The organism is Rhizobium sp. FG96, assembly GCF_057808655.1.
The window spans coordinates 163,599-185,158 of sequence record NZ_JBMDIL010000010.1 but is presented as its reverse complement, the minus strand read 5'-3'; the positions used below and the strand labels follow the sequence as shown (position 1 = coordinate 185,158).

The 21,560-nt window shown below is 62.7% G+C and carries 22 protein-coding genes and 1 riboswitch; of the genes, 18 read left to right on the top strand and 4 right to left on the bottom strand.

The features are described from left to right. Positions 1–33: 33 nt before the first annotated feature. From ACODR6_RS20645 to thiD, 8 genes are all read left to right on the top strand, one after another. The gene (locus ACODR6_RS20645) at positions 34–963 is read left to right on the top strand and encodes a carbohydrate ABC transporter permease (protein ID WP_489024087.1); all 930 of its coding nucleotides are present in this window, start codon (positions 34–36) and stop codon (positions 961–963) included. Beyond that, entirely contained in the window at positions 960–1,805 is an 846-nt protein-coding gene (locus tag ACODR6_RS20640; protein ID WP_112712056.1) for a carbohydrate ABC transporter permease, read from the top strand. The genes ACODR6_RS20645 and ACODR6_RS20640 overlap by 4 nt, the downstream gene beginning before the upstream one ends. 40 nt (positions 1,806–1,845) lie before the next feature. Next, complete coding sequence (locus ACODR6_RS20635; RefSeq protein WP_489024085.1) at positions 1,846–3,084, top strand: ROK family transcriptional regulator; 1,239 nt, start codon at positions 1,846–1,848, stop codon at positions 3,082–3,084. Between the two features lie 34 nt (positions 3,085–3,118). Next, positions 3,119–3,973 carry a sugar phosphate isomerase/epimerase family protein gene (locus tag ACODR6_RS20630; RefSeq protein WP_489024083.1) on the top strand — a complete coding sequence of 285 codons (855 nt, stop codon included), beginning with the start codon at positions 3,119–3,121 and terminating at the stop codon, positions 3,971–3,973. A 22-nt stretch (positions 3,974–3,995) separates the two neighbouring features. Beyond that, a complete protein-coding gene (locus ACODR6_RS20625; protein WP_489024081.1) occupies positions 3,996–5,057 on the top strand; it encodes an ABC transporter ATP-binding protein in 1,062 nt (353 codons plus the stop codon). A 41-nt stretch (positions 5,058–5,098) separates the two neighbouring features. Further along, positions 5,099–5,195: riboswitch (TPP riboswitch) on the top strand. 53 nt (positions 5,196–5,248) lie between these two features. Next, the gene (gene thiM, locus ACODR6_RS20620) at positions 5,249–6,052 is read left to right on the top strand and encodes a hydroxyethylthiazole kinase (protein WP_449097789.1); all 804 of its coding nucleotides are present in this window, start codon (positions 5,249–5,251) and stop codon (positions 6,050–6,052) included. Further along, the gene (gene thiE / locus ACODR6_RS20615) at positions 6,049–6,684 is read left to right on the top strand and encodes a thiamine phosphate synthase (RefSeq protein WP_489024079.1); all 636 of its coding nucleotides are present in this window, start codon (positions 6,049–6,051) and stop codon (positions 6,682–6,684) included. Before thiM ends, thiE begins: the two co-directional genes overlap by 4 nt. After that, a complete protein-coding gene (gene thiD, locus ACODR6_RS20610) occupies positions 6,681–7,493 on the top strand; it encodes a bifunctional hydroxymethylpyrimidine kinase/phosphomethylpyrimidine kinase (protein WP_489024077.1) in 813 nt (270 codons plus the stop codon). The genes thiE and thiD overlap by 4 nt, the downstream gene beginning before the upstream one ends. A gap of 3 nt (positions 7,494–7,496) precedes the next feature. Here the strand turns inward: thiD and ACODR6_RS20605 are convergent, their stop codons facing one another. The 4 genes from ACODR6_RS20605 to ACODR6_RS20590 all read right to left on the bottom strand — a co-directional run bounded on the left by ACODR6_RS20605 (position 7,497) and on the right by ACODR6_RS20590 (position 11,325). After that, a complete protein-coding gene (locus ACODR6_RS20605) occupies positions 7,497–8,105 on the bottom strand; it encodes a YdeI/OmpD-associated family protein (protein WP_489024075.1) in 609 nt (202 codons plus the stop codon). 63 nt (positions 8,106–8,168) lie between these two features. Then, positions 8,169–9,017 carry a carbohydrate ABC transporter permease gene (locus tag ACODR6_RS20600; protein ID WP_203430987.1) on the bottom strand — a complete coding sequence of 283 codons (849 nt, stop codon included), beginning with the start codon at positions 9,015–9,017 and terminating at the stop codon, positions 8,169–8,171. Further along, the gene (locus ACODR6_RS20595; RefSeq protein WP_112712072.1) at positions 9,010–9,948 is read right to left on the bottom strand and encodes a carbohydrate ABC transporter permease; all 939 of its coding nucleotides are present in this window, start codon (positions 9,946–9,948) and stop codon (positions 9,010–9,012) included. The genes ACODR6_RS20600 and ACODR6_RS20595 overlap by 8 nt, the downstream gene beginning before the upstream one ends. A 69-nt stretch (positions 9,949–10,017) precedes the next feature. Beyond that, positions 10,018–11,325 carry an ABC transporter substrate-binding protein gene (locus tag ACODR6_RS20590; protein ID WP_489024073.1) on the bottom strand — a complete coding sequence of 436 codons (1,308 nt, stop codon included), beginning with the start codon at positions 11,323–11,325 and terminating at the stop codon, positions 10,018–10,020. A 206-nt stretch (positions 11,326–11,531) separates the two neighbouring features. On the opposite strand from ACODR6_RS20590, the gene ACODR6_RS20585 reads away from it, so the two are divergent. From ACODR6_RS20585 to ACODR6_RS20540, 10 genes are all read left to right on the top strand, one after another. Further along, positions 11,532–12,731: an ROK family protein gene (locus tag ACODR6_RS20585; RefSeq protein ID WP_130283750.1), complete on the top strand. Its 1,200-nt coding sequence runs from the start codon at positions 11,532–11,534 to the stop codon at positions 12,729–12,731. Between the two features lie 35 nt (positions 12,732–12,766). Next, positions 12,767–13,867 carry a Gfo/Idh/MocA family protein gene (locus ACODR6_RS20580; RefSeq protein ID WP_489024071.1) on the top strand — a complete coding sequence of 367 codons (1,101 nt, stop codon included), beginning with the start codon at positions 12,767–12,769 and terminating at the stop codon, positions 13,865–13,867. Between the two features lie 17 nt (positions 13,868–13,884). Further along, positions 13,885–14,526 (top strand): ThuA domain-containing protein, encoded by a 642-nt coding sequence (locus tag ACODR6_RS20575; protein WP_489024069.1) that lies wholly within the window; start codon positions 13,885–13,887, stop codon positions 14,524–14,526. A gap of 184 nt (positions 14,527–14,710) precedes the next feature. Continuing rightward, positions 14,711–15,193, top strand: a complete 483-nt coding sequence (locus ACODR6_RS20570; RefSeq protein WP_489024067.1) for a GNAT family N-acetyltransferase — start codon at positions 14,711–14,713, stop codon at positions 15,191–15,193. Positions 15,194–15,218: 25 nt separating this feature from the next. Beyond that, positions 15,219–16,241, top strand: coding sequence for a glycoside hydrolase family 3 N-terminal domain-containing protein (locus ACODR6_RS20565; protein ID WP_489024065.1), 1,023 nt, complete (start codon positions 15,219–15,221; stop codon positions 16,239–16,241). A 39-nt stretch (positions 16,242–16,280) separates the two neighbouring features. Beyond that, positions 16,281–17,930 (top strand): ABC transporter substrate-binding protein, encoded by a 1,650-nt coding sequence (locus ACODR6_RS20560; RefSeq protein ID WP_489024064.1) that lies wholly within the window; start codon positions 16,281–16,283, stop codon positions 17,928–17,930. Positions 17,931–17,986: 56 nt separating this feature from the next. Continuing rightward, positions 17,987–18,964: an ABC transporter permease gene (locus ACODR6_RS20555; protein WP_112712088.1), complete on the top strand. Its 978-nt coding sequence runs from the start codon at positions 17,987–17,989 to the stop codon at positions 18,962–18,964. A 13-nt stretch (positions 18,965–18,977) separates the two neighbouring features. After that, positions 18,978–19,856, top strand: coding sequence for an ABC transporter permease (locus ACODR6_RS20550; protein ID WP_413712516.1), 879 nt, complete (start codon positions 18,978–18,980; stop codon positions 19,854–19,856). Then, complete coding sequence (locus tag ACODR6_RS20545; protein ID WP_489024061.1) at positions 19,853–20,656, top strand: ABC transporter ATP-binding protein; 804 nt, start codon at positions 19,853–19,855, stop codon at positions 20,654–20,656. The genes ACODR6_RS20550 and ACODR6_RS20545 overlap by 4 nt, the downstream gene beginning before the upstream one ends. Next, positions 20,653–21,552 carry an ABC transporter ATP-binding protein gene (locus ACODR6_RS20540; RefSeq protein WP_489024059.1) on the top strand — a complete coding sequence of 300 codons (900 nt, stop codon included), beginning with the start codon at positions 20,653–20,655 and terminating at the stop codon, positions 21,550–21,552. Before ACODR6_RS20545 ends, ACODR6_RS20540 begins: the two co-directional genes overlap by 4 nt. Positions 21,553–21,560: the final 8 nt, after the last annotated feature.

Below are 21,560 nucleotides of genomic sequence, written 5' to 3'. Positions count from 1 at the left end.
GCCGGTCCCGTCAAACCCGGATAGAGAAGCCCAATGAGCCCCATCGCCATCGAGGCTGCCAGCCCGCCTCACAGCAGATCGTTCATGCGCCGTTTCGCCGGGGCGCCCCTGCCCTGGATCATGCCCGTCATCATCGTCATCGGCATTTTCTATCTTTACCCGGTGATCGACGTCTTCCGGCTGTCCTTCACCAATGCGACGCTGATCGGCGATAACCAGGAATATACGCTCGGCTCGATCACCAACGCGCTGAGTTCGCCGCAGCTGCCCGATATCATGTGGGCCACCCTCGTCTTCGTCGGCGGCAGCGTCGTCGGCCAGCAGATTCTCGGGATTGCCGTCGCCGTCGTCGTCGTTCGCGGCGAAAAGCGCGGATTGTTCGGCACCACTATTCTCAGAACCACCGCCCTCGTCGCCTGGGTCGTGCCCGGCATTGCCGGTGGTATCATCTGGCAGATGCTGTTTTCCGAAGCGCCCTATGGCGCATTGAACAGCATCCTGCGGATGATGCATCTGCCAGTTGTCGCCTGGCTTTCCGATCCGTCGATCGCGCCCTGGTCGGCGCTGATTTCCAACATCTGGCGCGGCACGGCCTTCTCGATGGTCGTCATGTATGCGGCGCTGAAGGCGATCGATCCGTCGCTCTACGAAGCGGCCGAAGTCGATGGCGCGACGGGCACGCAGCAGTTCTTCTTCGTCACCATTCCGCAGCTGCGCGCCGCAATCCTCGTCAACATGATCCTGATCACGATCATGACGCTCAACACCTTTGATGCGATCATCACGCTGACGGGCGGCGGCCCCGGCCGCGCGACCGAGGTGATCTCGCTCTATGTCTTCAACATCGTCTTCAGAAATTACGATCTGTCGGGGGGCAGCGTGCTGTCGGTGCTGATGCTGATCATCAGCCTCGGGCTTGCCTTCGTCTATGCGTCGTTCCTGCCCAAGGAGGAAGAGCAATGAGCAGCAGGCGCACCGGCACCCGCCTCGGCGACTTTCTGAGCTATCTGTTCATGCTGGCGATGTTCGTCTTCTTCGCCGGCCCCCTCAGCTATCTCCTGTCGATGGCGCTTCGCGACCGGCGGGAAATCTATCGCGGCGTCGCCCGCTATATCCCGCACAACCCGACGATGGAGAACTTCATCACGGTTCTCAACAACAGCTACTTTCCCATCTACCTCTGGAACGGCCTGAAGCTCGCCGCCCTCAGCGGCCTCGGGGTGCTGATCGTCGCGTTGCCGGCGGCCTATGCCTTCTCGCGCTTCCAGTTCCGCGGCAAGGGCCTGTCGATGATGGGACTGCTGCTCTTCCAGATGATCTCGCCGCTGGTCATCATGGTTCCGCTCTACCGCTACATGAACAAGCTCGGCCTGCTCGACACGCATTTCGCCGTGGTCATGGTCTATATCGCGCTCGGCGTGCCGCTCGCGACCTGGCTCCTGAAGAGCACCGTCGACGGCATCCCGCGCAGCCTCGATGAAGCGGCGATGATCGATGGCTGCAACCGCTTCTCCGTCTTCTGGCGGATCGTCCTGCCGCTCTCGGCGCCGGGCATCGCCTCCGTCTTCATCATCACCGTCATCGCCGGCTGGTCGCAGTTCCTCGTGCCATTTCTGCTGCTGACGCAAAACAACTTGATGCCGATCGGCGTCGGGATCTTTAACTTCCGTGGCATGCAGACCGACTCGTCCATTCAGCTGCTCGCCGCCGCCTGCCTGATCTCCGTCGTACCGGCGATCGTGGCTTTCCTCTCGCTCCAGCGATTGATCCTGGGCGCGATGACAAGCGGCGCGGTGAAGGGATGAGAGCGGCTCTGATGTCGATGGAAGACGAAGGATCGCGATCATGAACCAGACCCCTGATGTCAAGCTCTCCCCCGATCTCAGCGGGGCCAATGTCGAGGATGCGGGCGAGCATAACCGCGCGGTCGTGCTGCGCTGCATCCACCGGCAGGCGCCGATTTCGCGCGCGGAGATCGCCAGGCAGACGGGCTTCACCAAGCCGGCGATCGCCCGCATCGTCGACCGCCTACTCGACGAAGGGCTGATCATCGAGGCTCGCCGCCGCCATGGTTTGCGCGGCCAGCCGGCAATCGAGCTCGAGATCAATCCGGACGCATTCTTCGCGATCGGCATCAATATCGATCGCGATCACCTGACCATCCTTGCGGTCGATGCCGTCGGCAATGTCCGCGCCCGCGTCCATCACGAGAAGCGCTACATCCTGCCGGCCGAATTCATGCAGCTGTCGGCCGACGCGATATCGCATTTCCAGCGCAGCCGCCTGATCGATGACGCACATCTGGCCGGCATCGGCCTGGCGATGCCCGACTGGCTCGGCGAAATCGCCTTCCCCGGCAGGCCGGCCGACTACTGGGAATGGATGGAATTCGATGTGCGCGCTGCCCTCGAGGATCTGACGCAGCATCCTGTTTTCATCGAAAACGAAACCAACGCTGCCGCATTGGCCGAGCTCGATTACGGGCTCGGCGCCGAGAGCCGCAGCTTCCTCTATATCGCCGTCAACGCCTGCCCCGGCGGCGGTCTCGTTCTCGACGGTAACGGCCATCGCGGTGCGATGGGCCTCAGCGGTGAAATCGGCTGGGTGCCGATCGCCGACGGCAAGGACGAAAGCACACAGAAGGTTCGCCTGCTCGGCGAGATCTTCTCGCTCTTCTGCCTTTATCAGTTCCTCGCCGAACATGGGATCAAGGTCAGCGTGCCCCAGGATCTCCTGACGCTCGATGCCCGCGGCAAGCGGCTGGTCTCGCAGTGGCTTAAGGAGATGAGCGCGCATCTTGCCGTCGCCGTCCGCCATGTCGGCATGATCGTCGATCCCGATGCCATCCTGGTCGGCGGGCGGCTGCCGATCCGCATGATCGACGAGCTGTTGCGCTATGTGCATGAGCATCTGGACGCCAGCGACGGCGCCCTGCCCTCGATCCACCGCGCCTCGCTCGGCGAGGATGCCTCGGCGATCGGGGCGGCCGCGATGCCGATGGCCGCCGCGCTGATGCTGGCGTCATCGGATGAGGTTCAACGTACCCGTTCACCGCTGAAATACATGGATCGCCTGAACAATTAGCACGGCCGCTGCGGCGGCGCATGGGAGGATTTTGATGAGGATCGGTTTCTATACGTCGACGTTCAACGACCGGCCGCTTGAAGAAGTGGTGGATTTCGCAGCTTCCGCTGGTTTCGATGCCATCGAGATCGATGTCGGCGGGCACATCAAGACCCCTGACAGGGTGAAGGCCGCCGTCTCGCTTGCCCGCGAGCGCAACCTCTTCGTCTCCTCGATCACCTATTTCGGCAACCAGCTCGACGCCGATAATGTCAAGCGCAAGGATCTGCGCTCGCGCACCGCGGAATTCGCGCAGGCGATCGGCGAAACCGGCGTGCCGGTTTTCGTCATCTTCCCCGGCCGCAATGACGATGCCAGCGACGAGGCCAACTACGACGATTTCGCGGCTTACATGAACGGCCTGATCGCCGAGACCGCTTCCAGCGGCCTCACCTTTGCAATCGAGAATTGGCCTGGGCCGAAAGACAATTTCGTCGGCACAACGCCGAAAGGTTACGAGGAGCTGTTCAAGCGCATTCCCGACCGGCGTTTCGGGCTCGAATTCGACCCCTCGCATTTTCTGCGGACGGGTATCGATCCCTATCTGGCGCTGGATGCCGTCAAGGATCGCATCGCCATCCTGCATGCCAAGGACACGGCGGTCGATGCGACCGCGCTGCAGGCCGTCGGTTATCACGGCAAGGGCTGGTGGCAGTACAAGCTGCCGGGTCTTGGCTTGCTCGACTGGTCGAGGTTCCTGAAGCAGGCGCGCAGCTACGGCTTCGACGGCACGATTTCCATCGAGCATGAGGACGCCGCCTATGGCTGGCCGGGTAAGGACCTGGAGGCCCGCAAGGAGGGCGAACGCGTCGGCCTCGGTTATCTCAGAACCGTCTTGGACAAGCTTTGATCGCAGCCTGGGGAGGACGATAATGGCTCATGTTTCAGTCAATAATGCTCGCAAGGACTACGGCGCGTTCAAGGCTATCAAGGGCGTCTCGGTCGATATCCGTGACGGCGAATTCGTCGTCCTCGTCGGCCCGTCCGGCTGCGGAAAATCGACGCTGCTCAGAATGATCGCCGGGCTCGAAGGCATCACGTCAGGCGAAATCCAGATCGGCAAGCATGTCGTCAACGAACTGGCGCCGAAGGACCGGGACATCGCCATGGTGTTTCAGAACTACGCGCTCTACCCGCATATGACCGTTGCCAAGAACATGGGCTTTTCGCTGCGGCTGAAGCGCATGCCGCGGGCGGAGATCGACAAGCGGGTCGGCAATGCCGCAAAGATCCTCGGCCTCGAAAGCCTGCTCGAACGCTATCCGAAGCAGCTTTCGGGCGGCCAGCGCCAGCGCGTTGCCATGGGCCGGGCGATCGTGCGCGATCCCGCCGTCTTCCTGTTCGACGAGCCGCTTTCCAATCTCGACGCCAAGCTACGCGTGCAGATGCGCTCCGAGATCAAGGAGCTGCATCAGCGGCTGCAGACGACGACCATCTACGTCACTCATGACCAGATCGAAGCGATGACCATGGCCGACAAGATCGTCGTCATGAGGGATGGGCGCATCGAGCAGTCGGGCTCGCCGCTCGACCTCTATGACCGGCCGAACAATCTCTTCGTCGCCGGCTTCATCGGCTCGCCCGCGATGAACTTCATCAAGGGCAGCATGACGGATACGGGCTTCCGCACCGAGGATGGCATCACCCTGCCGAGCGACCGTCGCCCCGCCGACGCGGTGACCTACGGGATCCGCCCGGAGCATTTGCAACTCGACCCCAATGGCATCGAGATCACCACCGTCGTCGTCGAGCCCACCGGATCGGAAACACTGGTGATTGCGCGGCTCGGCGCGCAGACGATCAGCTGCGTCTTCCGCGAGCGGATCAGGGCTGCACCCGGCGATGTCCTGAAGGTGGCGCCCATTCACGATGCCGTACATCTCTTCGGCGCCGATGAGCAGCGCATCGTCAGCGGGGAAGCCCGGCTCAACTGATAGGGCGTGACAAGCCGCCGATAATTTGCGATGACCGTGGTGTTGAGAGACAGGGGCGTTCGCCGAAAGGCGGGCTGAGAAGTACCCTTCGAACCTGAACCAGATAATGCTGGCGGAGGGAGTCGCTCGAGGCCCTTCGCTTCCATGTGCCTGGCCTCCCGCGTCTTGCCCCGCCCCAAAAGGGACGCAAGATGACGACTTCCAGATCACCCGGGCAATTGCTGACCGCGCTGCGCGCCGCGCCGCCGCTCGTTCAATGCATTACCAACTATGTCGCGATGAATATCGCCGCCAATGTCGTGCTGGCCGCGGGCGCCTCGCCCGCCATGGTCCATGCCGAAGAGGAAGCCGGTGAATTCGCCGCATTCTCCGGTGCACTGACCATCAATATCGGCACGCTCTCGCCCGCCTGGGTCAGCGGCATGAAACAGGCGGCGAAGGCTGCCGCGCGCAACGGCAAGCCATGGGTTCTCGACCCCGTGGCGCATTACGCCACCGGCTTCCGCCGCGAAAGCGTCGCGGCACTTCTCGACCTCAACCCGGCGATCATCCGCGGCAATGCATCCGAAATCATCGCGCTGGCCGGCAGCGAAAGCCGTGGCCAGGGCGTCGACAGCCGCGATCCCGTCGAGCAGGCGGAAGGTGCTGCCCGCAGCATCGCGGCGCAATATGGCGCCGTTGTCGCGGTCACCGGCCCGGTCGACTTCGTTACCGACGGCACCCGCGCCGTTCGCATTTCCGGCGGTTCGCCGCTGATGCCGCAGATCACCGCGCTCGGCTGCTCGCTGACCTGCCTGACCGGCGCCTTCGCCGCGGTCGCCTCTGACGAGACCTTCGATGCGACGGTCGCCGCTCTCGCAATGTTTGCCGTCGCCGGCGAACAGGCGGCACAGGAAGCCAAGGGGCCCGGATCCTTCTCCTGGCGCTTCCTCGATGCGCTTGCCGCGCTCGATGGTCCGGCACTCGACGCCGCAGCAAGGATCAGCCAGGCGTGAAGAGCTTCGACCTCTCCCTTTATCTCGTCCTCGACCCGGAGCTCTGCGCCGGGTACGGGCTTGTCGAGACCGCCCGCGCAGCCGTCGCCGGTGGGGCGACCATCGTGCAGCTGCGCGACAAGACGGCGACTACCCGGCAGATGATCGAGACGGGCCGGGCACTGCAGCGGGTCCTGTCAGGAAGCGGAGCACTGCTTGTTGTCAACGACGATGTGGAAGCGGCAATCGCGCTCAACGCCGATGGGCTGCATATCGGCCAGGAGGACCTCGGCGCCGCCGAGGCCCGCCACCGCATCGGCCCTGATATGATCCTCGGCCTTTCGGTCGAGACGCATGCGCTTGCCGCAGCCGTCGATCCCGCCATCGTCGACTATGCGGGGATCGGCCCCGTTTTCGCGACGGCGACCAAGCCGGATCACAAGCAACCGATCGGCATCGCAGGTCTGGCGGAGCTGGTTCGTGTCTGCCCGGTTCGCTCGGTGGCAATCGGCGGCCTGAAGGCGGAACATGTGGAGCCAGTGCTCGCAACGGGCACGGAAGGGCTTGCGGTCGTCTCGGCGATCTGTGGCCAGCCGGATCCGCAAGCGGCGACGGCTGCAATCGCCGAACGCATCAGAAAGGCAGGACAATGATCCGCAACGTTCTCTCGATCGCCGGCTCCGACCCATCGGGCGGCGCCGGCATCCAGGCCGACCTCAAGGCATTCTCCGCCCGCGGCACCTATGGCATGGCTGTGCTCACCGCCTTGACTGCGCAGAACACCACCGGCGTCTCGGCTGTGCAGACCGTCTCGCCGGATTTCGTCGCCGAGCAGATCCGCATGGTCTTTGCCGATGTCCGCGTCGATGCCGTCAAGATCGGCATGATAGCCAATGCCGGGATCGCCGAGGCAATTGCCGATGCGCTGCATCCGCATCGCGGCATCCCGCTGGTGCTCGACCCGGTGATGATCGCCAAGGGCGGCGCCGCCCTCCTCGATATCGCCGCGATCGGCGCGCTCACCGACCGTCTTCTGCCGCTGGCAACGATGCTGACCCCGAACCTGCCCGAGGCGGCAGCGCTGCTCGGCGAGGACCACGCCCAAGACCGCGATGCCATGCAGCAGCAGGCGCGCAAACTGCTGGATCGCGGACCGCGCATGGTACTGTTGAAAGGCGGCCATCTCGGCGGCACTGACAGCCCCGATGTGCTGGCAAGCGCCGGCCATATCACCTGGTTCGAGGCGCCAAGGCTTCCGACAAAGAACACGCACGGCACCGGCTGCACGCTGTCGAGCGCCTTGGCCGCCGAGCTTGCAAAGGGCAAAACGCCGGAAGCAGCCGTCGCGATCGCCAAGCAATATCTCGCCGATGCCGTTGCGGCTGCAGAAACGCTCACCGTCGGTTCCGGCCATGGCCCGGTCCAGCATTTCCACGCGCTCTGGGACAAGGCCGATCTCTAAGATTCAGACCTTCGGCTTCCTTGTCTGCGGATAGATCGTCTCGCCTTTCGCCAGCATCTCGACGAAGGTGGCGATCTTCCGCTCGCGGCCCGCGGGCGTCTTCATATTGTGCACGCGGAAGGCGAGCGCGAAGCGGTTTTGCGCGCTGAGCGCCGCAAGCATCGCTTGCGCCTTGGGATCGGCATCGATCGCCGCCTGCAGATCGTCGGGGATCTTCAGGTCCTTGCCGCTGCCATAGGCCCGGTCCCATCGGCCATCCAATTTCGCGGCCTCGACCTCGCGAAGGCCATGCTCGGTCATCCGGCCCTCCGCGACCAGGCGGGCGACATTGTTGACGTTGATCTGGCTCCAGATGCTCTTCCTGCCGCGCGGCGTGTAGCGCTGGAGATAGCTCTTTTCGTCCAGGCTCTTCTTGACCGCATCGATCCAGCCCCAGCAAAGCACCGCGTCGATCGCCTCGACAGGCGTGATCGACGGCAAGCCGGATGCGACCTTGAAGATACGGATCCAGACCTCGCTTTCACGGTCGTGATGCGCGGCCAGCCAGTCGCAGAAATCCTGCTTCGTCTTGAATTCGCGAACCTTCTCCGGATCGACCTTTATCGGTGCCAACCGTCTGCTCTCCCATGATGCCGTGCCGCGGCCATCGTAGCGGCCGCGGCACAAACGGCAACATCAGGATTTGACCGCGCCCGCCGTCAGGCCGGCGATGATGTGTCTCTGGGCCAGGAAGAAAACGATGACGGTCGGCATGATCGTCAGGGTGATGAAGGCGAGTACCAGCTGCCATTCGGTGCCGAATTCGCCGCGATAGACCATGATGCCGAGCGGCCAGGGATATTTCGATTCCGAATTCAGCATGATCAGCGGCAGGATATAGCTGTTCCAGCTGCCGACGAAGGAGATGATGCTGACGGTGGCGATGATCGGCCGCGACAGTGGCAGCGAGATGTACCAGAAGAAGCGCATGTAGCCGCAGCCATCGACGAAAGCCGCCTGGAACAATTCTTCCGGAAGGTTGCGAAAATAGTTTCTAAAAAGAAGGATGCTCATGCCGAGCCCGAAGGCGACCTGCGGCAGCACCACGCCCCAATAGGTATCCAGCAGTCCTAGATCGCGGATGCGGATGAAGAGCGGCAGGATGGCGGTCGCCGCCGGAAACATCAGCCCGAGCAGGAAGTAGTTCAAGAGGAAGGACGAGCCGAAGAAGCGCACATGCGCAAAGGTGAAGGCCGCCATCGACGAGACGATCAGCGTCAGCGACACAGTCAGCACGGCGATGACCAGCGAATTGAAAATCTGCAGCCAGTAGCGCTCGCCGAACAGGATATCGGTATAGTTCGACCATTGCCACGTGGCGGGCAGTCCGAAGGGATTGACGCGCAGGTCGCCGAGCGTCTTGAAGCCGCCGAGCGCCGTCGTCAGCAGCGGGATCAGCACCAGGGCGGCGATGAGCGTCAGCGAGACGTAGAGATAGACCTTCGTCGTCGCGGGCATGCGAATGGTGTCGGTCGTATCAGTCATTGCGCATGAATATCCTTTTGTAGCCGAAGGCGAGCGTGACGCAGATGATGAACAGCACGACGCCGACGGCGCTGCCGAGACCGACCTGCATGCGCATGACGCCGTAGGTGTAGAGGAAGGTCACCATCGTCTGCGTCGAGTTCGAGGGACCGCCGCCGGTGAGCGGCATGATCATGTCGAAGAGCTGCAGGGAGCCGATGACGGCAAAGAAGATCGAAAGCCTGAGCGTCGAGCCAAGCAGCGGCAAGGTGATATAGCGGAACTTCTGCCAGCCGGAGGCGCCGTCGATATCGGCAGCTTCCAGCACGTTCTTATCCACCGATTGCAGACCGGCGATGAACAGCATCATGTGGAAACCGAAATACTTCCAGACGACGACGCCGAGCACCGCATAGATCGCCACGTCCTTGTCGGCGAGCACATAGGGATTGGCCATGCCGAAGAAGCCGGCGATCGCCGCGAACAGCCCGTAGTCGCCGTCATAGACGAAGCGCCAGATCAGGCCGGCGGCGACATCGGCAAGAACATAGGGCAGGAAGAAGATCAGCCGGTAGGTGACGACGCCGGGGATGCGATGCGCCAGCATCGTCGACAGCCAGATCGCCAGCGGCACCTGGATGGCGATGGAAACGACGATGATCAGGCCGTTGTTGATCAGCGCCTGGCTGAAGGCGGCATTGCGGAACAGCACCTGGAAATTCTTGAGCGCGATATACTCGGTCGGCGTGCCGTAGCCGTTCCACTTGTAAAGGCTGTACCAGGCAGCCTCGCCCATCGGCATGATGACGAAGAGCGTGAAGAGGATCAGCGCCGGCGGCAGGAAAAGCAGGAGCACGGCCCAGCGGTCGTGGGCGATCGAACTGCGGTTCTTTCGGGCGGCCTTGCTAGGCGGCGCGGTCCGAACGCCTGATGAAACGGAAATCTCAGCCATATGTCCTGCCTTCGCATGCGCGTGTCATATCCCGGCGCCGCGCGGCGCCGGGAGTGCTTGCTGGGAGGCTTATTGCTCGAGTTCGAAAGCGTCCTGGATCTGCTGGGCGCCGTCCTTCGAGCTCATCTGGCCCGAGACGATCTCGACCGAGACGTCATTGACGACGCGGCCGACAGCGGCGCCAAGATCCTGATCGAAGAAGTTCTGGTGCCAGGTGGATCCAGCCAGCTGCTTGGCGGATTCAGCGAGTAGCGGGTTGACGACCCCATCATCGGCGCCGACAGCGACCGGCAGCAACATGGCGTTCTTTGCCATCTCGCGTTCGTTGTCGGCGTTGGTCAGGTAAGCGAGGAAGTCGAGCGCTTCCTTGGATGCCTTCTTGGTGACCGCCCAGCCGTTCAGGCCGCCGAGCGTATCGGTTGCCTTGCCGGCACCGCCTTCGACGGTCGGGAAGGCGAAGCGGCCGATATTGTCGGGGGCGAGACCCTTGCCGTCACCGGCATTCTTGCGCTGGTTGGCTTCGGTATTTTCAAAGCCCAGGATCATCGCGGCCTTGCCGTCGCCGAAGACGCCGAGCGCCTGCGGCCAGGTCACGCCGAGATAGCCGGGCTGGAAAGGCTCCAGCTTGCCAAGCTCGGCCAGATCGTCGCCGGCTTTGATGATGGCGGGATCCAGGAAGCCTTCGCCCTCGCCCTTCTTGGCGGCATCGAAGACCTTCTGGCCGCCCTCGCGCATGACGAGGTAGCTCCAGTAGAAATGGATCGGCCATTTCTCACCGCCGCCACCGGCGATCGGCACGACACCGGCATCCTTCAGCTTCTTCACGGCATCGAGGAAGTTCGCCCAGCTCTTGATATCCTCGGCCTTCACGCCTGCCTTGGCGAAAAGCTCCTTGTTGTAGAAGAAGCTGACCAGACCGACCTTGTAGGGAACCGCCCAGACCTTGCCGTCAAAGGTCATGCCGTTGACGGAGGCCGGGGTGAACTGGTTGCGCAGCTTGCCACCGTCAGCGTCAAGCGCGGGGCTAACCTCCTGCAGCGCGCCGGTCTCCGACTGCTGCTTCAGGACGCCGCCGCCCCAGGTGTAGAAGAAATCGGGCACGTCGTCCGACTGCAGAAGCGTCGGCAGCTTGGCCTTGAAGGCCTCGTTTTCCAGGAACTGCATCTGGATATCGACATCGGGATGCAGCTCTTCGTATTTCTTGACGATCTCTTCCCACTTCGCCACGAATTTCGGATCGAGCTCCAGATGCAGCCATTTGACGACCGTTTTGGCCGAGGCGGCACCGGCGCCGAGCATCAGCAAGACCCCTGCGGCGGCGGCCAGAAATGCAATGCGCTTGCCGCGAAGGGCCAGGCCCTTGTGCATATACGTCATGATTTTCCTCCCAGGGGAACTGTCCTCACCAATTTTTCCCCAATGCGGAATAATTCAATGGAGCTTGGCCCGATTGTCAACCCGACTACCTGATTTTTTGCCGATCGCGCTTGACAGTGGGCGGGATGTGCCTGTTATTTAATTCGTACCCCGACGAAATTACGTGGCTGTTTCGGCCAGAGATGCGATTGCCCGGCTAGTTTTTCATGAAGACCGCAGATCCCGAATTGATGCGTGCAATCAATCGCTTGAATGTGCTGGACACGATCCGGCGCCACGGGCCGATTTCGCGCGTTGAGATCAGCGAGCGCACCGAACTGTCGACGACAACAGTCTCGGCGATCACCGCATCGCTGCTCGACGACGGCCTGATCCTGCCACGTCACGAAGGCGATATCCGCAACGAGGCGGCGCGCGGCAGGCCACGCGTCATGCTGGAACTGAACCCGGATGCCGCCCGCGTCGTCGGCGCCAAGATCGCCGCCAACCGGATGATCTTCGTCGTCACCGACTTTCGCGGCGACGTGCTCTCGAAGCTGACGCTGCCGATCCGCATCGACCGCCAGCCGATCGCCGTAATCGCCGATCTCGTCGAGGATGGCGTGCGCCGTTGTGTCGTCGATGCTGGATTGTCGCTCGAGGATGTCGATACGGTCTGCCTCGGCCTGCCCGGGGTCATAGAGCACCGCACCGGCCATGTGCGCAGCAGCCCGATCTTCCGCGATGTAAACGTGGATTTCGCAGCCGAGATGACGGCGCGGCTTGGCACGTCGACGATCGTCGAGAGCGACGCGCATGCGATCACGCTTGCCCATCACTGGTTCGGCAAGGCCCGCGATCTCGAAGACATGGTATTGATTTCGCTCGAACAAACGCTCGGGCTCGGAGTGCTGCACGGCAACCAGCTGTTCCGTGGTGCCGGTGGCCTCAGCCACAATCTCGGCGACCTCGTGCTCGGCATGGGACCGCAGGGAACGGTCCGGCTCTCGACGCAGGCGGGCGAGAGCGCCATCCTCGGAGACCAGCAGGCGGATGGCCGGTTTGCCGAAGCGATCCGTCTCGGCCGCGGCATGACGCATGCGCAGGCGCTGATCAAGGCCGAGGACAATACGCTGATCGCCTCGGCGATCCGCGCCGGTGAGGCCGTGGGTTTGACGATCGCCAATATCGTTACGCTGTTCGCGCCCCCGCGCGTCATTCTCGTCGGCTCCAGCCTGGCGCTCGGCGAGCCCTTCCTGAACAGCCTGCGCGACGCTTATGCGGTGGCGATCCCGCCGTCGCTGAAGGGTGTCACCGAGCTCGTCTTCGACGATTCCAGCGACGATTTCTGGGCGCAGGGTGCTGCCGCCGTCGCGCTCTACGAACTCTATGAATCGCCCTGGAGCACCACGGGGCCGGCGCTCTAGGGCGCTGACAACAGAATATCCATCGGGAGGAAAGCATGGACACGGTCGGTATCGGCATCATCGGATGCGGCAATATTTCGGGCGCCTATCTGAAGGCGATGGCGTCCTTCCCGATCCTTGAGATCAGGGGCGTGGCCGACCTCAACCGCGAACTCGCCGACGCCAAGGCCGCCGATTTCAATGTTCCCGCCAGGAATATCGATGAGCTCTTTGCCGATCCCAAGATCGAGATCATCGTCAATCTGACGGTGCCGAAGGCCCATGTCGCCGTTGCCCTGCAGGCGCTTGGGGCAGGCAAGCATACCTATTCCGAAAAGCCGCTCGGCATTAATTTCGCGGAAGGGAAAAAATTGGCAGAGGCCGCCAAGGCCAAGGGGCTTCGCATCGGCGCCGCACCCGATACCTTCCTCGGCGGCGGTCACCAGACGGCGCGTGCGTTGATCGACAAGGGCGTGATTGGCCAGCCGGTCGGCGGCACCGCCACCTTCATGTGCCCCGGCCACGAGCGCTGGCATCCAAACCCGGCCTTCTACTATGAGGTCGGCGGCGGTCCGATGCTCGATATGGGCCCCTATTACATCACCGACCTCGTCAATCTCTTCGGCCCGGTGGCGCAGGTCGCGGGCTTTGCCGTCTCGCCGCGCAAGGAGCGCGTCATCACCAGCGAGCCGCGCAACGGCGAGAAAATCCCGGTTCACGTGCCGACCCATGTCGCAGGCGTCATGGCCTTTGCGAACGGCGCGGTCGTCCAGATCGGCATGAGCTTTGATGTCGCCGGGCACAAGCACGTGCCGCTGGAAGTCTATGGCACCGAGGGCACGCTGATCGTACCGGATCCGAACCATTTCGGCGGCGAAGTGCAATATCTCAAGAAGGGCGGCAGCTTCGAGCCTCAGGACCTGACCTCGCCTTACGCCGACGGCAATTACCGCTCGATCGGCGTCGCCGATCTTGCCCATGCCATCCGCTCGAACCGGCCGCATCGCGCCAATGGCAGCCTGGCGCTGCATGTGCTTGAGGTCATGGAAGCCTTCCATACGGCGTCAGAGACCGGCCGCACGGTCACCATCACCACGGCAACCGAGCGGCCGGCGCCGCTCTCGGAATCGCTCGTCGACGGGCGGCTCGCCAAGTAATTTCAGGAGGAATGGAAATGCGTGAAGCACTGATCGTCTGGGGCGGATGGAGCGGCCACGAGCCGCAGGAATGCGCCGCCATCATCAAGGACATGCTGGAGGAGGACGGCTTCAAGGTCTATGTCGAGCACAGCACCGAGGCCTTCGCCGACCCGTCCGTGCATGACCTCAGCCTCGTCGTGCCGATCGTGACGATGTCGAAGATCGAGAAGGAAGAGATCAAGAATCTCGCGGCCGCCGTCGAAAACGGCGTCGGCATTGCCGGCTATCACGGCGGAGCCGGCGACAGCTTCCGCGAATGCGTCGAGTACCAGTTCATGATCGGCGGCCAGTGGGTGGCGCACCCCGGCAACATCATCGACTACAAGATCAATATCACCCGCCCGGACGATCCGATCATGGAGGGGATCACCGACTTCCCCTACACGTCGGAGCAATATTACATGCATGTCGATCCCTCGAACGAGGTGCTGGCGACGACGACCTTTACCGGCGACCACGCCTACTGGATCGATGGAGTCGTCATGCCCGTTGTCTGGAAGCGCAAATATGGCAAGGGCCGCGTTTTCTATTCCTCGCTCGGCCACCAGGCCAAGGAATTCAGCGTGCCGCAGATGAAGACCATGTTCCGCCGTGGCGCGAATTGGGCAGCCAGGTAAATATCTGATCTTTCGCGTTTCTTTGATGGCCCGGCACTGTGCCGGGCCATTTCCGTTGGGCGGGCACGACGCGGCGTTCTGTCCTCCGCCACATTCCCTGTTGACAAGACTGAGCGAAATCGCGAAGTCTATATCATTAAAAGGGGATAGGTTCCGTAATAACGGAATATGTGGAGGATCACAGGTGCCCGACCTGCTGGTGAGCTTATATTCGAAAAAGCTCGACGAACTCAAATCAAAGGCTGTTGAAGCCGGTGTCAAAATCCGGCCTGCCTTGCCGCCGGAAATGCACGTCGTCATCTCCTGGGTCCGCGAACATTTCAGCGAGAACTGGGCAAGCGAAGTCACCGTCGCCTTCTCCCGCCAGCCGAATGCCTGTCTCATCGCCGTCGAAGACGGAAAGCTGCTCGGCTTTGCCTGCTACGACACAACTGCCCGCGGCTTCTTCGGCCCGACGGGTGTTGCCAGGGAGGCCCGCGGCAAGGGCATCGGCCTCGCACTGTTTTCCGCCTCCCTGCAGACCATGAAGACCCTCGGCCACGCCTACGCCTTCATCGGCGATGCGGGGCCTGTCGATTTCTACGCCAAGACCGCCGGCGCCGTGCCGATCCCCGCGCCCGACAAGGGCGTTTACGAAGGCATGCTCAGAAGCGCGCCGCAGACCTGAACATTTCAAGACCGGAGCATAAAGAGTGTCCAAGCCCCCCCTCGCCCTTTTCGTCGGCATGCCGAACCCCACCCTGTCGGACGACGAATTTGCGATGTTTCGCGAAACCAACCCGCTCGGCCTCTTCGTCGGCCGCCGCAACCAGAAGAACCCCGAACAGGTCCGTATCCTGATCGAGCGCTTCCGCGAGGCCGTCGGCCGCGATGACGCACCTGTCTTCACCGACCAGGAAGGCGGACGCGTTCAGCATCTGGACGCCGGTCCCTGGCCGCTGTTCCGCAGCTTCGGCGCCTTTGCCGAGCTCGCCGGACGTGATTTCGAACTCGGCAAGCGTGCCCTTCGTCTTTCCTCCCAGGCCATGGGGGCGATGATGACGGAACTTGGCCTTTCGAGCGGCTGCTCGCCGGTGCTCGATCTCGTCTTTTCGACGACGAGCGCCGTCATCGGCGCCCGCTCCTTCGGCCCGGATCCAGATTTCATCGCCGCCCTCGGCCGCGAGGTCGTCGATGGTCTGCTCGAAACCGGCAACATGCCTGTCATGAAGCATATCCCCGGCCACGGCCGCGCGACGCTCGATTCCCACAAGGAACGGCCTGTCGTCGACGCCTCGCGCGAAACGCTCGAAGCGACCGATTTCAAGCCTTTCGTGGCGCTCAAGGATACGCCCTGGGCCATGGTCGCCCACGTCGTCTATTCGGCCTATGACAAGGAACTGCCCGCCTCCATCTCGCCGATCATGCATGACGTGATCCGCAAGGACATGGGCTACGAAGGCGTGCTGATTTCCGACTGCATCTTCATGGAATCGCTGAAGGGCACCATGCCGGAGCGCGTTGCTCAGGTTCTGGACGCCGGTTTCGACATCGCGCTCCATAGCCACGGCGACATCCCGGAAAGCGAAGCGGCCGCCAAGGCCGCCCGCCCGCTGACCGACGCAGCGATCGCCCGCATCGAGGCCGGCAAGGCCCGTCTCGGCAATCTCAAGATCGACGTCCGCGCCGCCCATGCGGAAGTCGAGGACATGTTCAAGACCGTGCTGGCCGCCTGACCAGCACGTATCGCGAAGTAACCAAGCAAGGGGAATAAAGTGAAAAAATACATATTCGCCGCCGCGACAGTTCTGTCACTGCTGTCCGGCACCGCCATGGCGCAAACCGTTTTGACTGCGAACATCGAACCGGCAACGACCTGGGTGCGCAACTTCAACCCGTTCAACCAGACGTCCTCGCGCCAGTCGACGCTCGACTTCATCTACGAGCCCCTCGTCATCTTCAACCGCTTCGACAGCAACAAGCCGGTCTATCGCCTGGCCGAAAGCTTCAAGCAGTCGGATGACCTGAAGACGATCGAGTTCAAGCTGCGCGACGGCCTCAAGTGGTCGGACGGCAAGCCGCTGACCTCCGCAGACGTCAAGTTCACCTACGAATACCTGAAGAAGTTCCCGGCGCTGGATTTCGTCAGCATCTGGAGCTTCATCACCGGCGTCGAGGCCGTCGACGGCCAGACCGTCCGCTTCACGCTGAAGGACCCGAGCTCGCTCGCCGCCGAGCAGCTGTCGCAGCTGCCGATCGTTCCCGAGCATGTCTGGAAGGACGTTGCCGATCCGGTCACCTTCGCCAACGAAAACCCCGTCGGCAGCGGCCCGCTTACCGAAGTTCCGCGCTTTACCGGCCAGACCTATGACCAGTGCCGCAACCCGAACTACTGGGATGCCGAGCACCTGAAGGTCGACTGCATGCGCTTCCCGCAGCTCGCCGACAACAACCAGATCCTGACGGCAACCGCCGACGGCACGCTGGACTGGGGCGTCTCCTTCATTCCTGACATCGACAACGTCTATGTCTCGAAGGACCCGGACCACTATCACTACTGGTATTCGCCGAGCAGCATGGTTGCCTTCCTGTTCAACCAGGAAACGGCGAACGAAGCCAACAAGAAGGCGTTCAACGACGTCAAGTTCCGCCGCGCGGTCTCCATGGCGCTCGACCGCAAGACGATGATCGACGTTGCCGGCTACGGCTACCCGACGCTGAACGAAGACCCGGGCCTGATGGGCGAGCTCTACAAGAGCTGGGCGGACCCGTCCGTGAAGGCCGACTTCGGCAAGTTCGCCGCCTATGACGCCGACGCGGCAAAGGCGCTGCTCGACGAGGCCGGCTACAAGGACAAGGACGGCGACGGCTTCCGCGACAACCCGGATGGTTCGAAGATCTCGTTCACGATCATCGTGCCGAACTCCTGGACCGACTGGATCGACACCGTCAACATCGCCATCGAAGGCATGCAGGCGGTCGGCATCGACGCCAAGATCGAGACCCCCGAGGAAGCCGTCTGGACCTCGGACCTGATCGAAGGCAAGTTCGACGCCGCGATCAACAGCCTGCCGGCGTCCTCTTCGCCCTACTATCCCTACAAGCGCGCCTTCAGCGCTTCGGACAAGGGCAAGACGCGCTTCACCGCGCAGCGCTGGTTCAGCCCTGAAGTCGAAGACCTCGTCACCCAGTTTACGCACACTGCCGATCTCGACAAGCAGAAGGAAGCGATGAACAAGGCTCAGCGTATCGTCGCCGAGAACCTGCCGATGATCCCGGTCTTCAACAATCCGAACTGGTATCAGTACAACACCAAGCGCTTCACCGGCTGGTCGACCAAGGAGAACCCCTTTGTCAATCCGTCCATCTCGCGCACCAACCCCGCTCGCCTTCTGAACCTGCTCGCCCTCGAGCCGGTCAAGTAAGCAACGGAGCTTCGGGAGCGGCGCCCCTACGCCGCTCCCGATTTCACGGAGTTTCCATGGCTTTCCTGTTACGCCGCCTGGCCTTCTATCTGGCAGCCTTCATCGCGGCGGCGACGATCAATTTCTTCCTGCCGCGCCTGATGCCGGGTGATCCGGTGCAGATCATGTTCTCCAGCGCCGGCGCCGAATTGCCGCCCGAGAGCCTGAACGCGCTGAAGCTCACCTTCGGCTTCGTCGATGGCCCGCTCTGGCAGCAATATCTGACCTATCTCGGCAGCATCTTCACCGGCGATCTCGGCCGGTCGATCAAGTATTTCCCGTTGCCGGTCACCTCGGTGCTCGGGCACGCGCTCGTCTGGACCGTCGGCCTGATGGGCAGCGCCACGATCATCAGCTTCACCATCGGCAGCTTCCTCGGCATTCTCGCCGCCTGGCGCCGCGGCAGCGCGTTTGACGTCATCGTCTCGGTCGTGGCGATCTTCGCGACCTCGGTTCCGGCCGTCGTCACCTCGCTGATCGTCGTTTTCATCTTCGGCTTCACGCTCGGCTGGTTCCCGAACGGCTATGCCGCCGATCCGTCGCTCGATCCGGCCTTCACGCTGCAATATATCGGCAGCGTCCTCTACCACGCCTTCCTGCCGATGATGACGCTCTGCGCCGTCATGACCGGCGGCTTTGCGGTGACCATGCGCAACAACATGATCAACCTGCTCGGCGAGGACTATATCGTCATGGCCCGCGCCAAGGGTCTCTCCGACCGGCATGTGATGATCTGGTATGCGGCCCGCAATGCGCTGCTGCCCACCGTCTCTTCGCTGGCGATCGCCATCGGCACCATCCTCGGCGGCTCGCTGGTCACCGAGGTCGTCTACAACTACCCGGGCATGGGCAACATTCTGTATCAGGCAATCCTGGCGCGCGATTATCCCGTCATCCAGGGACAGCTGCTGATCATGACCACGACCATGCTGGTCGCCAATTTCATCGTCGATGTCAGCTATGTGCTGCTCGATCCGCGGCTGAAGGGAGCGTGACATGACGACCCTCATTTCCGGGCTCCTGCGCAATCGCAAGGCGCTCGTCGGCGTCGCCATCATCCTGTTCATCATCATCGTCGCCATCGCCGCGCCGCTGATCACGCAATATGACCCGACCGCCCGCACCGGCCGGCCGCACCAGGCGCCGTCGCTCGATCATCTGCTCGGCACGACGCGCATCGGCCAGGACGTGTTCTCGCGGCTGATCTACGGCGCGCGCACCTCGCTTGCCGTCGGCTTCGGCGCCGGCCTGCTGATCACCATCGTCGGCACCGCGCTCGGCATCATCGCCGGCTATCGCGGCGGCAAGACCGATGAAGTCATCAGCTTCTTCACCAACATGGTGCTCGTCGTTCCGAACCTGCCGCTGCTCCTCGTGCTCGCCGCCTTCATCGGCCAGGCCAGCCCGCTCGTCATCGCGCTGATCCTTGGCGGCACCTCCTGGGCCTGGGGTGCACGCGTCACCCGCGCCGAAACGCTTTCGGTGAAGCAGAAGGATTACGTCAAATCGGCAGAAACGATGGGCGAACCGCAATGGCGCATCATGATGTTCGAGATCTTCCCGAACGTCATCTCGATCGTCGGCATCAATTTCATCGGCAGCGTCATCTTCGCGATCATCACCGAAGCGACGCTGGAATTCCTCGGCCTCGGTGATCCCAAGGTCGTGTCCTGGGGAACCATGCTTTACAATGCACAGAAGGCATCCGCGCTTTCGGTCGGTGCCTGGTGGGATATCCTGACGCCCTGCTTTGCTCTCGCACTGCTCGGTATCGGCATGTCGCTCCTGAATTTCGCGGTCGACGAGGTCGCCAATCCGCGGCTTCGCACCGGTGGCCAGCTCGGCCGCTGGAAGGCGCTGATCCGCACCGGGGAGGGCCGCCTGTGAACAAGCCGCTTCTCTCGGTCAAGAACCTGACCATCGACTATATCGGCGAGGAAAAGGACTTCCGCGCCGTCGACAATGTGAGCTTCGATGTCGCCCCCGGCGAGGTCTTCGGGCTCGCCGGTGAATCGGGCTGCGGCAAGAGCACCATCGCCTTCGCCATCAGCCGCCTGCACAAGCCGCCGGCGCTCATCCGCAAAGGCAGCGAGATCCGTCTCGCCGGCCGCGAGGTGCTCGATCTCGACAAGCAGGCGCTGGCAGATTTCCGCTGGCGCGAAGTCGCCATGGTGTTCCAGAGCGCCATGAACTCGCTGAACCCGGTGCTGCGCATCGAGGACCAGTTCTATGACGTGCTGAAGACGCACAAAGGCATGACCAAGGCGCAGGCGCGCGAGCGTGCCGCGGAGATGCTCAAGCTCGTCGATATCGCCCCGGACCGGATGCGCAACTATCCGCACCAGTTTTCCGGCGGCATGCGCCAGCGCATCGTCATCGCCATCTGCATGGCGCTCGATCCCAAGCTGGTCGTCATGGACGAGCCGACGACGGCGCTCGACGTCGTCGTTCAGCGCGAAATCCTGCAGCGCATCAACGAGCTCCGCCGCCAGTTCGGTTTCTCGGTGCTGTTCATCACCCACGATCTCGGGCTGATGGTGCAGTTTTGCGACCGCATCGGCATCATGCTCGCGGGCAAGCTGGTGGAGCAGAACACGGCCGAGGCGATCTACAAGACGCCGCAGCACGACTATACCAAGAAGCTCTGGGCCTCTTTCCCCTCATTGCATGGAGGCGTGCTCGCATGAGCGAAGCGATCCTCTCTCTCGACAAGGTCAACAAGACCTTCGGCCATGGCAGCTCGACGGTGCATGCCGCCCGCTCGATTTCCTTCTCGCTGCATCCCGGCCGCGCACTGGCGCTTGTCGGCGAATCCGGCAGCGGCAAGACCACCTGCGCCCGCATGGCGATGCGCGAATATGCGCCGACGACAGGCCAGATCCTATACAAGGGAAAGCCGGTGGACGCCGCCGGCCGTGCCGAACTCTCCGACTACCGGCGCTCGGTACAGATGATCTTCCAGGACCCGTTCGCCTCGCTGAACCCTGCGCACACGATCGCCTACCATCTGACACGGCCGCTGAAGCTGCATCGTCCCGATATCAAGGCATCGGCGATCGATGCGACCGTGCGCGAGCTTCTGCAGCGCGTGCGGCTCGACCCCGATATCGTTGCCGCCAAGTATCCGCACGAACTCTCGGGCGGCCAGCGCCAGCGCGTCAACATTGCCCGCGCACTTGCTGCAAAGCCGGAGATCATCGTCGCCGACGAGCCGACCTCGATGCTCGACGTTTCCGTGCGTCTCGGCGTCCTCAACCTGCTGAACGAGATGAAGCAGCAGATGAATCTCGGCCTTCTCTACATCACCCATGATATCGCCACGGCACGCTATGTCGCCGAGGATATCGCCGTGATGTATTCCGGCCAGATCGTCGAATGGGGGCCGACGGCTGATGTCATCGACAACCCGATCCATCCCTATACGCGGCTGCTGCTTTCGGCCGTGCCGGATCCCGATGTGCGCTTCGACGATCCCAAAACGCGGCTGAAGCCGGAAGAGGTCGATGGCATCCGCAAGGCTGCCGCTGCGACGCAGGATACCATCGTCGAGGCATCGCCCGGACATTTTGCCCGCAGCCTGTGACTTGCGCC